The organism is Streptococcus fermentans (assembly GCF_040888305.1).
GTDB classification, from domain to species: Bacteria; Bacillota; Bacilli; order Lactobacillales; family Streptococcaceae; genus Streptococcus; species Streptococcus fermentans.
Genome location: NZ_JBFNFG010000001.1, coordinates 18478 through 30972, shown reverse-complemented (window position 1 = coordinate 30972; position 12495 = coordinate 18478). Strand labels below are relative to the sequence as shown.

10 protein-coding genes, 1 pseudogene and 2 other annotated features are annotated in these 12495 nt (G+C 41.1%); of the genes and pseudogenes, 1 reads left to right on the top strand and 10 read right to left on the bottom strand.

Features of this window, described 5'->3' with window-relative positions:
• Nucleotides 1-4: 4 nt before the first annotated feature.
• The 10 genes and pseudogenes from AB2B50_RS00150 to AB2B50_RS00105 form a co-directional block, all read right to left on the bottom strand.
• Nucleotides 5-571 carry an aminodeoxychorismate/anthranilate synthase component II gene (locus tag AB2B50_RS00150; RefSeq protein ID WP_006148971.1) on the bottom strand — a complete coding sequence of 189 codons (567 nt, stop codon included), beginning with the start codon at nucleotides 569-571 and terminating at the stop codon, nucleotides 5-7.
• Nucleotides 568-1929 (bottom strand): anthranilate synthase component I, encoded by a 1362-nt coding sequence (trpE, locus tag AB2B50_RS00145; RefSeq protein ID WP_320693128.1) that lies wholly within the window; start codon nucleotides 1927-1929, stop codon nucleotides 568-570. Before trpE ends, AB2B50_RS00150 begins: the two co-directional genes overlap by 4 nt.
• Nucleotides 1930-2000: 71 nt before the next feature.
• Nucleotides 2001-2226: a binding site (T-box leader), on the bottom strand.
• Nucleotides 2223-3401: a tryptophan synthase subunit beta gene (gene trpB / locus AB2B50_RS00140; RefSeq protein ID WP_320693129.1), complete on the bottom strand. Its 1179-nt coding sequence runs from the start codon at nucleotides 3399-3401 to the stop codon at nucleotides 2223-2225. Its footprint overlaps the feature before it by 4 nt.
• A 160-nt stretch (nucleotides 3402-3561) precedes the next feature.
• Nucleotides 3562-3793, bottom strand: a binding site (T-box leader).
• 60 nt (nucleotides 3794-3853) lie between these two features.
• Nucleotides 3854-5080 carry a DegT/DnrJ/EryC1/StrS family aminotransferase gene (locus tag AB2B50_RS00135; RefSeq protein WP_320693130.1) on the bottom strand — a complete coding sequence of 409 codons (1227 nt, stop codon included), beginning with the start codon at nucleotides 5078-5080 and terminating at the stop codon, nucleotides 3854-3856.
• Between the two features lie 39 nt (nucleotides 5081-5119).
• A complete protein-coding gene (locus AB2B50_RS00130; protein WP_320693131.1) occupies nucleotides 5120-5812 on the bottom strand; it encodes a sugar transferase in 693 nt (230 codons plus the stop codon).
• Nucleotides 5813-5917: 105 nt separating this feature from the next.
• Nucleotides 5918-7660, bottom strand: coding sequence for an ABC transporter ATP-binding protein (locus AB2B50_RS00125; RefSeq protein ID WP_320693132.1), 1743 nt, complete (start codon nucleotides 7658-7660; stop codon nucleotides 5918-5920).
• Nucleotides 7650-9395: an ABC transporter ATP-binding protein gene (locus tag AB2B50_RS00120; RefSeq protein WP_320693133.1), complete on the bottom strand. Its 1746-nt coding sequence runs from the start codon at nucleotides 9393-9395 to the stop codon at nucleotides 7650-7652. The genes AB2B50_RS00125 and AB2B50_RS00120 overlap by 11 nt, the downstream gene beginning before the upstream one ends.
• Before the next feature lie 255 nt (nucleotides 9396-9650).
• Nucleotides 9651-10291, bottom strand: a pseudogene (locus AB2B50_RS00115) (SdpI family protein).
• Nucleotides 10272-10559 (bottom strand): autorepressor SdpR family transcription factor, encoded by a 288-nt coding sequence (locus AB2B50_RS00110; RefSeq protein ID WP_320693134.1) that lies wholly within the window; start codon nucleotides 10557-10559, stop codon nucleotides 10272-10274. Before AB2B50_RS00110 ends, AB2B50_RS00115 begins: the two are co-directional and overlap by 20 nt.
• Nucleotides 10543-11442: a CPBP family intramembrane glutamic endopeptidase gene (locus tag AB2B50_RS00105; RefSeq protein WP_320693135.1), complete on the bottom strand. Its 900-nt coding sequence runs from the start codon at nucleotides 11440-11442 to the stop codon at nucleotides 10543-10545. The genes AB2B50_RS00110 and AB2B50_RS00105 overlap by 17 nt, the downstream gene beginning before the upstream one ends.
• Nucleotides 11443-11659: 217 nt before the next feature.
• Between AB2B50_RS00105 and AB2B50_RS00100 the strand changes: the two genes are divergently transcribed.
• On the top strand, nucleotides 11660-12487 hold the full coding sequence (locus AB2B50_RS00100; RefSeq protein WP_320693136.1) for an exodeoxyribonuclease III: 828 nt from the start codon (nucleotides 11660-11662) through the stop codon (nucleotides 12485-12487).
• Nucleotides 12488-12495 lie beyond the last annotated feature (8 nt).

The window sequence follows — 12495 nt, the reverse complement described above, 5'->3', positions numbered from 1 at the left end:
TTCCTTACTTTACAACTTTCTCGATAAAATTCTGAATAGAAGATAGGCCATCTGGCGTTCCAATACTTTCTGGATGATACTGCAAGCCATAAATCGGCAAGGTTTTGTGTTGAATCCCCATAATAGCTTGGTCATCTGTCGAACGAGCTGTCACTTCAAACTCTTCTGGCATCTCTTCAATTAAAATACTGTGGTAACGCATGACTGGACGATTGTCCTCAATTCCTTGATAGAGAGCTGATGGAGTCTCAAATCGGATTTGACTTTGTTTCCCGTGCATAACTTTAGGAGCCAAGCCCAACTTACCACCAAAGACTTCTGCAATGGCTTGGTGCCCCAAACAAATCCCTAGAATAGGTTTCTTACCTGCAAAATCACGAATCATTTCTTCCATTTTCCCAGCATCAGCTGGCCAACCTGGACCAGGAGAAAAGACCAGTCCATCTGCCTTTGTAGCTTCTTCATAAAGGTTTGGATCATCATTTCTCAAAACCTGAACTTCTGCGAAATTCCCGATATATTGAGCCAGGTTATAGGTAAATGAATCATAATTGTCAATCAATAAAATCATGGTCTTAGTTCTCCCATTCTAGTCATAGATTTAGCTTTGTTAATCGTTTCTTGGTATTCATTCTGAGCGATGGAATCATAAACAATTCCTGCACCAGCCTGTACGTAGGCTCTTTTATTTTTAAGAATCATGGTTCGAATTGCAATGGCGAAATCCATATCTCCAGTTGCTGATAGGTAACCGATAGCTCCTGCATATACGCCTCGCTTCTCTGTTTCTAGTTCATAGATGCGTTTCATGGCCCGAATCTTTGGTGCCCCCGATACTGTTCCTGCCGGAAGAGTCGCCTTCAAGGCATCCATAGCAGTCAGTTCTGGTAACAAACGTCCTTTAACCACGCTGGTCAAATGCATGACATAGCGGAAAAGTTCGACTTCCATATACTTAGTTACTTGGACACTTGCTGTTTCAGCAATTCTACCGATATCATTTCGTCCCAAGTCCACCAACATTCGATGTTCTGCCGTTTCCTTTTCATCAGAAAGTAGATCACTTGCAAGTGCTGCATCTTCCTCGTCATTGGCACCTCTAGGTCGCGTACCTGCAATTGGATTGGTTGTCACGATGCCATTTTTGATGGAAACCAAGCTCTCTGGACTGGCACCGATAATTTGATAATCTCCAAAATCATAAAAGTAGAGGTAATTTGATGGATTGGTCACTCGGAGATTTCTGTAGAAGTCAAAAGGATTTCCAGTTACCTCTGCGGAGAAGCGCTGGCTAAGCACACATTGGAACATATCTCCATTGCGAATCAAGTCGCGAGCTGTTTCTACCATTTCTTCAAATTTCTGAGGTGCAATATGTGGTCTAAACTGAAGTGGAGAAACGTCCAAATCTTCAAATTCATTTGGAGCAGGGATTTTCAACTCTTCTAAAACCTGATCTAAAGCCACTTCTAGTTCTTCATTACTACGTTCACTGTAGAGAGCATCCTCTATGATATGAATTTTTTCTTTCTTATGGTCAAAAACTATATAACTCTCATAGACGAAGAAATGCATATCTGGCGGCCCAATCGTATCCACAGGGAGCTGGCCAATCTCTTCATAGAGAGAAATCATATCGTAGCCAACAAAACCAATGGCTCCACCACCAAAGGGTAGTTCTGAATGGTGATGGTTCTTGTAAGTCACCTCGTAGAGGAAATCCAAGGGATCACGATCAATCACTTGACCATTTTTATAAAGAACTCCATTCTCAAACTTAATCTCAAAAACTGGGTTATAGGCCAAGATAGAAAAACGAGCATTTTCTTTTTCTCTTGGGATACTTTCAAGTATGACCTTGTGTTGTCCGTTCAAACGCATATAAGCCAAGATTGGTGATAAAACATCTCCATGAATGATTCGTTCCATTGTAATTTCCCTTTCAGTTCTTCTTAAATTCCGTGTTGATTCTACAAAAAATCCCCACGCAAAATAACTTGCGTGAGGACGAAATTCGTGGTGCCACCTCAATTATAGGATTTCTCCTATCTCTCATCCCTGTCTCAGATAGCTCCTGTAACAGGTTGTGCGATAAAGGGCACTCCCTTGAGAATTATGTTTTCTTCTCTCATTTCAGATGGACCCAACCTTACAGCTTTCTCTGCTTGTTTTCAGCAACCACAAGCTCTCTGTGAGAGAAATCTCTGTATCTTTTCCATCTTTTATTTTTTAGCTTCAAGGTAGTCTGCAATGGCAGCTACGTCCTTGTCTCCACGACCAGAGACATTGATGATGATAATCTCATCTTTACTTAGTTTTGGTGCGCGTTTGACTGCTTCAGCGATAGCATGTGAGCTTTCAATCGCCGGGATAATTCCTTCTGTTTTACTTAATAAAAGTAATGCTTGAACAGCTTCTTCGTCTGTCGCTGCTACATACTCTACTCGACCAGAGTCTTTAAAGTAGGCATGTTCTGGACCAACCCCTGGATAGTCCAAACCTGCTGAAATAGAGTAGACTGGAGCAAGTTCCCCATCTTCCTTAAAGACTGCATAGGTCTTCATTCCATCGACAATTCCGACACTACCCTTGGTCATAGTTGCTGCGTGTTTGTCGGTATCTAAACCATGACCAGCAGCTTCTACCCCAACCAATTTTACTTCTTCATCAGCTACATACTGTGAAAAAGCACCGATAGCATTGGAACCACCGCCCACACAGGCAATCACGTAGTCTGGCAGTCGTCCTTCTTTTTCCAAGATTTGACGACGAGATTCTTCACTAATAACTTTCTGGAATTCATGAACAATCGTTGGGTAAGGGTGAGGTCCAACAGCAGAACCTAAAACGTAGAAGGCTTCAAGATCATTCATCCATGCTCCAAAGGCTGCGTCAACCGCATCTTTGAGGGTACGAGTACCAGTTTCAACTGCGTGAACAGTTGCTCCCATCATCTCCATACGGAAGACATTGAGACGTTGACGCTCCACATCTTCTGCCCCCATATAGACATCACAGGCCATACCAAACTTAGCTGCAGCAGCCGCAGTCGCAACACCGTGCTGACCAGCTCCTGTTTCGGCAATGACACGTTTTTTACCCATGCGTTTAGCAAGAAGAATTTGTCCCAAAACATTGTTAAGTTTGTGAGAGCCCAAGTGGTTAAGGTCTTCACGCTTGAGATAAATCTTAGCTCCACCTAGGTGCTCTGTCAAACTTTCTGCAAAATAGAGCGGTGTTTCACGACCCGAATAGTCCTTCAAGTAATGGCGAAACTCAGCTAAAAACTCTGGATCATCCTTGTACTTATCAAAAGTCACTTCCAATTCATCTAGTAAAACCTGAATTGGTTCTGGTACAAAACTACCACCAAATTGTCCAAAATATCCTTTAATTGTCATAAATTTTTCCTCCTTCTGTATGAATCCGGCTTTTTGTTTGCTTTTAGTAGTGGGCAAGGAGCTGCAGATAGAACTCAAGTTCATCAAAGCGACTTAACTCCCTAATAAAAGATATACAAAATGACGGATAGAAAAAGCCCACACACGGAATATATTTCCATGTGAGGGCGTTTGTAACGCGGTACCACCTCAATTGTAAAGAGAATATCCCCTTTACATCTCTGCCTTGTCTATCAACAAGTTGCACTGTAAGGTGTGCGCACCGAATTTTCATTGTTTCAAATTCATTTTTTCAAATCAGCCCAATTTCACTAGTTCCAACCACCTGTTCACAGCAACCACAGGCTCCCTGAAGATCAAAAATAACTACTTTTCTGATTTGTTGAGTTAATTATATGTTATTGCTTTTTCTTTGTCAACCGTTTTCATTCATTTTTTACTAATTTTTTTAATTAGTTTTTTGTAGAAGCAAGAACTTCTTCAGAAACTCTGACAAAAGTCTCAATGATATAATCTACTTCTTCATCCGTTAATTTCGTGTGAAGTGGTAGTGTAATTTCGTTTACAAAGAAGGCATAAGCTCGCGGATAATCTGCCATGTCAAAGCCAAGATTCTTATAGGCTGTCAAAAGCGGAAGCGGTTTGTAATGAACATTACTTGCAATTCCTGCCTTAGCCAATTCTTGAATAATTTGGTTGCGTTGTTCGAGACTTGCTCCTTCTACATGGGTGATGTAGAGGTGACGACAAGATTCAACTGCATCTGTCTCATGAGCCAATGGGTGAATACGAGTTCCCGCAAATCCATGGTCATAGCGTTCCACGATGTCCTTACGACGTTGTAGTAAGCCAGGATAACGATCTAGCTGAACCAAACCAAGTGAAGCCATGATATCTGTCATATTGCACTTGTAGGCAGGAGTTACGATATCGTATTCCCATGAACCCAGTTGCATCTTGGCAAGAGCATCTTTTGTTTGACCATGAAGGGAAAGGATTTGGAATTCCTTGTACATTTCTTCATCGTCAATCGCTGGATTGGCTTTCCAAGTGGCACTTCCTCCCTCAGCAGTTGTAAAGTTCTTAACTGCGTGGAAAGAGAATGATGTAAAGTCAGCGATTGAACCGGCTGGTTGTCCCTTATAGGTTGAACCTAAAGCATGGGCACTATCAGAGACAATCACAATACGGTTAAAAGCCTTCTGCCACTTGCTAGCAGCTGTAAAGAGGTCGCGTTTCTTTTCTACAACTTGGAACAAACGGTCATAGTCACAGATAATCCCTGCTAGTTCTACCGGGATGATGACTTTAGTCTTCTCAGTAATAGCTTGCTCAAGCTTATCATAGTCCATTTCAAAGGTATCATCTTGGATATCAACCATCACTGGTGTCGCACCTACGTGAGTGATGACGCTACATGATGCTGTATAAGTCATAGCTGGAACGATGACTTCGTCACCAGGCCCTACTTCAAGTACGCGCAAGATCAATTCAAGAGCTGCTGTTGCAGAGTTGAGGCAGACTGTCTTAGGCGTTTGAGTATAGACGGACAGACGACGCTCTAATTCTTTTGTCTTTGGACCTGTTGTGATCCAACCAGAACGAAGAGTATCAGCTACTTCAGCAATTTCAGCTTCGGTAATATCGGGTGGTGAAAATGGAATATTATACTTTGTCATTGATTTACTCCTTTTACTGTATTCACTCTTGTGACTACTTTATTTTAAAACTTCAACTACAGTCTGGAACATGATCTTGATGTCTCCGAAGAAACTAAAATCACGCAGGTAGGCTAGGTTAAAGTGCATTTTCTCTGGAAGGACTCTTTCTACATAAGCCTGGTCAACCGTCATACCTTTTGCAGTCATTTGACTGATGATGGCATCCTCATCCTTATAGTTAATGCTGGCAAGCGATGTAATCCCTGCAGGTAAGAGCAAGGTAGCCATCATTTCAGGGCTATACTGCTCTGTGTAGCGTGGTACTTCTGGGCGTGTTCCTACAAAGGACATCTCTCCTTTGAGGACATTGACCAATTGCGGCAATTCATCCAAACGAACACGTCGAATGAAATTTCCAACTTTTGTGATACGACTGTCATTTGCAGAAGTTACCAGACTTCCTTTTTTATCAGCATCGGTTACCATAGTCCGGAATTTCCATATCTTGAAATGACGGTTGTACTGGGTTACCCGCACTTGCTTGTAAATAACTGGACCCTTGCTATCTAGCTTGATCCAGATGCTTAGAATCAGAAATAAGGGGGAGGTCAAGATTAACAAGACCAAAGCTAGAAACAAATCTAGACAACGCTTGAAAATCAGTGAGCCTTTTCTTCTAGACACAAGCTGGTAGTATGGTTTTACCTCGCTCAATTGCATTTCTTGAGGTAGTTCATCCCATTTCAGCATGCACATTCTCCTCTATTTTTATATATAATCTTTATTAACATTCTACATTATACCACAAAATGAAAGAGGCAGTGCAAGAAATCTATGTTTTAAAGGAATTCTTCCTTAGGAAAGAGCTCCTGCCTGCAAACTATACATCTTGTGATAGGTTCCACCCAAGGCTAAAAGTTCCTCGTGTGTGCCACTCTCAATAATACGTCCCTTATCAAGAACATAGATACAGTTAGCGTCTTGAATGGTAGAAAGGCGATGGGCGATGGCAATGGTTGTCCGACCTTGTCTCATCTTAGCTAGGGAATTTTGGACCAGAGCTTCTGTCTCAGAGTCGATATTGGCTGTCGCTTCATCCAAAATCAGGATTTTAGGTTGACTGGCAACAGTTCTAGCAAAGGCAAGGAGCTGACGTTGACCGGTTGAAAAACTCGAACCACGCTCAGATACAGGAGCATCATAACCTAATGGAAGGTCCTGAATGAAAGAATCTGCATCGACAAATTCTGCTGCTGTCTTAACCTGGTCATCGCCGATATCTTGGTACATGGCGATATTGGACTTAATGGTCCCATGATAGAGGAAGGGATCCTGTAGGACCAAACCGATATTTTTTCTCAATCCCTCTTGGCTATACTTACGAATATCCACACCATCTAGGAGAACTTGACCAGACTGAAATTCATAAAAACGCATAAGAACATTGATGATCGAAGATTTTCCAGAGCCAGTATGCCCGACAAAGGCAATGGTTTCACCTTTATTGACGGTAAAGGAAATATCATCGAGAATTTGGTGTTCCCCATCATAGGAGAAGGACACATGTTCAAAACGGATATTTCCTTCTTTAATCTCGGCTTGTCCATTTTTTTGGACCGGTTCATAGTTGGACTCATCGATGAGTGCAAAGACACGACCTGCTGAAACCATGGATGTCTGAAGAGTAGAAAAGTTTTGCGTCACCTCGATAAGCGGATCAAAGAGACGGTTGATGTACTGGATAAAGGCATACATAGTTCCTGCCGTTATTCCTAGATAAAGTCCGCGATAGCCAAAGTAAGCCATCAAAACCGCATATCCTAACAGCTTCAACAAACTCATAGCTGGACGTAAAAAGAGAGAATCCAAGGCTACTGAACGGTTAGCGTAGACTAGGTGTTCCTGGTTTATCTCATCAAACTCTTCTTGCAGGCGTTTTTCTTGGTTAAAGGCTTGAATAATACGAATTCCTTCGATATTTTCTGCCAGCTTACTGTTAATATCTGACAGTAGACTTCTGGTTTTTTCAATGACCTTGACCGATTTTTTACGGTAGAGATTGACCAAAAGGAAAATTAAAGGTAGGAAGAGCAAGACTAAAGCAGTCAGACGATAGTCCAGAACTAACATGGTATAAAGGGTCGTCACGAATATAAAGACTGCCGAGATAAAGCTAGATAAGATTCCCGAAAACATATCACTAATGGTCTCCGTGTCGTTGGTCAAACGAGAAACGATGGAACCTGCAGGTGTTTTATCAAAGTAAGACATGCCTAGCTTCTCCATATTGGCAAAGGCATCACGTCGGATATCTTTAACGATGCTGTAGGACACGCGCGCAAAAAGGAGATTCCCCACATATTGGACAATAGTTTGAAGGATATAGAGTCCATAGTAGGCTAGCAAGACTGTAACGGCAAGTTGGTTGAGATTATGTAGATACTGGTCGATAAAGTGAGAAGCTACCAGGGGGATAATACTCTTAACAACAGTCGTCGCAAGGAGAAAAGCTAAGGCTAAAAAGGTTAGGAGACTATAGGGCTTGAGATAAGACAACAAACGCTTCAATACAGCCCATTGTTCTTGTTTATTCCGCATCTTCTTCTCCTTTCATTTCTAACTGTTGAGACTGGTAGGTCTGGGCATACCAACCATCCAAGGCTAGTAAGTCTTCATGCCTACCTCGTTCAATGATGCGACCATCCTGCATGACCAAAATCAAATCTGCATGAACAACTGCACTGAGACGATGGGTAGTGATGATGGTCGTTTTATCTTTGCGAGTTTCCTTGAGATTATCGATGATCGCGAACTCTGTCTTAGCATCCACTGCTGACAAGGAATCATCTAAAATTAAGATATCAGGATTTAGAATCATAGCCCGACTCATAGCCAGACGTTGCTTTTGTCCACCAGATAGACTAACACCTTTTTCCCCGATAACTGTATCAAATCCCTCAGGCATGGCCTGAATGTCTTGATAGACTTGAGCCAACTGAGTCGCTTCTTCTACTGCTGAGAAAGGTAGGTCGGGATTTCCAAAACGGATATTATCTAGGATAGAGCTAGCAAAGAGAAATTGGTCCTGTGGAACGTATCCCATCAAACTACGTAAGTCAGCTAGTCGATAGGCACGAATGTCATGACCATTTAGATAAATAGCTCCTTGGTCAACATCATACTCACGTAGGAGCAATTTAATCAAAGCAGTTTTCCCTGAACCAGTTTGCCCAACCAAGCCCAACGTTTGCCCTTTTTCGAGACTAAAATGTATATCTCTCAGCGTCTCTTCGTCTTCAAAGGCAAAACGATCAATAGCATATTCCAAGCGCCCATTTTCAATCCCGTCAAGTGGAGATTCTGGATCTTTGACAGGTGATTCTTGAGACAAAAGACTCTCAATTCGTTGATAAGAAACCTTCCCTCTTTGAGTAATATTAAAGAGGAAACCAATCGCCATCAAGGGCCAGACAAGCATATCCAAGTAAGAGATAAAAGTGACCAGATTCCCAACAGTTACTTGTCCCGCTTGCACCATAAAGGCACCGACTAAGAGAGTTAAGGCATAGGAAGAACCAACAAATAGCAGAACCATGGGGCCAAAGAGACTATCATATTTCATGGTTTGCAGATTCTTTTGGAAGGTCAAATCATTGACTTCCTGGAAAGATGCCAATTCATCAGATTGATAGCCAAAGGACTTGGTTACCTTGATACCTGATACTGACTCCTGAACCTTATTATTAAGTTCAGAAAAGGCTGCTTGGGATTCGCCAAAAGCCTTATGGGTCTTTCTCCCCAGACGACTAGTTCCATAGGCCATAAACGGCAAAGGTAGAATAGCAACCAAGGTCATCTGCCAAGAAATGCTAAAGAGCATAGTCAAGAGAGTCACCAAGGCTGTGATAGAGGCATCCACTGCCATCATGACACCACCACCTGCTAAACGAGTCAGAGCATTGATATCATTGGTTGCGTGAGTCATCAAATCCCCAGTCCGATAACTCTGATAAAAAGCGGGAGACATTTTTGTAAAGTGCTCAAATAGTCTTGAACGCATGATTTGTCCAAGTCGGTAGGAAGTCCCTAGGATATACATACGCCAAACGTAACGCAGATAATACATCCCGAAAGCTGCCAGCAGGAGATAAAAGAGATGGAGCAGGAGCTCATCTTGTGTTAATCGTCCCGAAGTAATGGCATCGATTACGCGCCCCATGACCATAGGTGGGATGAGGTTTAGTACAGAAACCAAAACCAAAGCTACAATTCCAACTAGGTAACGCCGTTTTTCTAATTTAAAAAACCACCAGAGTTTTTGGATGATGGACATAAAATTCCTTTCTAATGACAAATGGAAACCTGAGGCGACTACCTCAGGTTTTTCCTATTCATAGGTGATGACACTAACTTAAACTTTGTCATATTCAGCAATAAAGATACTCAAAGGAGTAACATTTCATTTATTTTCAATCTTTCACATAAATCATTCTTTATTATATAGGAATGACCTGGATTTTTCAAACCATACGCTGGGGAAATATGATTATCAGACCAACATCTCTAACTAATGATTCAAATACCTATTTCAAGATTCTGATTTTGATAATTGATAAGAATAAATACTAGGAATCAGCACTACAAGGAAAAATGTTAAGAAAAAGACCCAGTAAACATATAGTTGAACAAAGGCATTCAGAAACAATAGCAAGCCTCCTAATACCCAAATTTTTCCAGCTAGGCATGCGTTTTGCTCCAGTCCTCATCATTCTCCAAAGTCCACGGAAGTCGAATACCGATTATATAATTTCGGCGTGTTTTTGGTAGATAATTTCCAATTACAATCATGACGACTCCCATAAAAATCTGAGCTAGAATTCCACTCATCATAGAATAACCCAAAGATGCTCCGTAGGTAGAAATCATCGATAGACAAGATACAAAAGGAATAATCCAGTAAATCAAAAGTTGTATTTTTGAACTAATATTGCTGGACTTAGGATCCTTGATCATCAAGAATAGAATCAACCAATGCATCAAAAGCATGAGAGCCGGTAATCCAAAGATAGCAAACATTTTATGATCGTAGCCATCTGCTTGGCCCAGTAGATTAAAATGAGTCGGCATCTTCTCTGGTAATTGAAATCAGAAAATACAACCTACAAGGGTAGGCAGTAGGATAAGAATGCTAGTATATAATACCAATTTCTTATTGATTTTTATCTTCATCAAAATAATCTCCTTTCAGATCTGCTAACCACACCATTATATCCTCTAAAACCGATGTATTTAACTCATAGTAAATAAAGTTTTTCTCTTTCATTTCATGAATCAAATCCGCTGCTTTCAAAATCGTGAGATGGTGTGAAATCGTTGCACCAGTTAACTCAAAATGACTGGCAATTTCTCCTGCGGATAATCTGCCTGTTTTGAGCAAATTCAAAATCTCTCTTCTGACTGGATGGGATAAGGCTTTAAAGCTATTTGCAAAACTCATGGTGCTTTCTTTCTCTCCGCAAGATTAGTAAGGCAAGGAATAAGCAAGGTAGAACTGCTATTATTCCGGCTGGTGATGGACCAAAAATTAAGAGGCTAGACATTTTTTCTCCTGGTAGTTGAAAGAGTAATCCAAGACCTGCAGTTGCATTGATTGCCCCATGAAATAGTGCTGAAGCCCAGATAGAACCTGTCTTTTCCATCAACCAGCTCAACAATATTCCTACACTAAAACAAAATAGGAACATGGCAACAATTCCCAAAACAGGATAAGCAAAATAAGTTAGTCCATAATTATAGCCTTGCAAATTGATTGGTAAATGCCATAAACTCCAAATGAGACCAAGCAAGACATGAGTCTGTACTAGTGAAAAGCGTTCTCTTAGAGCTGGGTAAAGATAACCACGCCAACCAATTTCTTCCCCCAATGCAAAGAGACTATTAAGAAAAGGTGCGTAGGTCAAACTAGCTAGTATTTGAATCAAGACCACGGAAGATAAGGGAATGGGTGATTGAAGGACTCCTTTTTCTTGTAAGATGGCTTGAATAGATTCAAAACCAAGACTGAAATTGCTAGGAAATACAAGAAAATAAAGTCCTGCTCCTAAAAAACTGATGACTGCTGGTAACCAGATAGCTAGTAAGTAAAAGCGCCAGTTGCTCTTGAGTTTCACAACTAATTTAGATTTGATTCCACTAGGTTGATTCGTGATTTTCCCTAAAATAAAGACTGCAAGCGCAGGCATCCACATGGCCACAATACTAGCAAGCTGAATCCATGGAGAATTTAGACCAACACCACTTAGCCATAGTGCCAACCATATTATCCAAGCAAAGCCATAAGCCAAGACTACAAAAAGAAGGATTGTTCTCTTATTTGACATATTTGTAACTTCACTTTCTATTTAGATGTTTTTCTAAATAATATTATACCCCTTTCTATTCTAAATACAAGAACTATTTAGATTTTTTTCAAAATAGTTTTGAGAATTTTTGTTTTCTAAGAATAATCTCTAAAGACTTAGTTTACAAACTAGAAACTCGCTGGCTTTACTTTTTTTTGATAAAATATAAGAAATACATCTAGAAAAGGTACACACTATGAAACTAATCTCATGGAACATTGATTCCCTCAATGCAGCATTGACAAGTGATTCTGCGCGTGCGAAATTATCACAAGATGTCCTACAAACCTTGGTAGCCGAAGATGCTGATATCATCGCTATCCAGGAAACCAAGCTTTCAGCTAAAGGTCCTACTAAAAAACACCTTGAGGTACTGGAAGAACTCTTCCCAGGCTACGAAAACACCTGGCGTTCCTCTCAAGAACCTGCTCGTAAAGGTTATGCTGGAACTATGTTCCTCTATAAGAAAGAACTGACTCCAAGTATCAGCTTCCCGGAAATCGGTGCTCCTTCTACCATGGACTCTGAAGGCCGTATCATCACTTTAGAATTTGATACATTTTTCGTGACTCAAGTTTACACACCAAACGCTGGTGATGGCCTCAAACGCTTGGAAGAACGTCAAGTCTGGGATGTCAAATATGCAGAGTACTTGGCTCAACTAGACAATCAAAAACCTGTCCTAGCAACCGGAGACTACAACGTTGCCCACAAGGAAATTGACCTTGCAAACCCAGCCAGCAACCGTCGTTCACCAGGTTTCACAGACGAAGAACGTGAAGGATTTACTAACCTTTTAGCCAAAGGATTTACAGATACCTTCCGCCATATCCATGGCGATGTGCCAGAACGCTATACTTGGTGGGCACAACGCAGCAAGACTTCAAAAATCAACAACACAGGCTGGAGAATCGACTACTGGCTCACAAGTAACCGTGTAGCAGACAAGGTTACCAAGTCAGACATGATTGACTCAGGCCCACGCCAAGACCATACACCGATTGTCATGGAGATTGATTTCTAAGGAGAAAA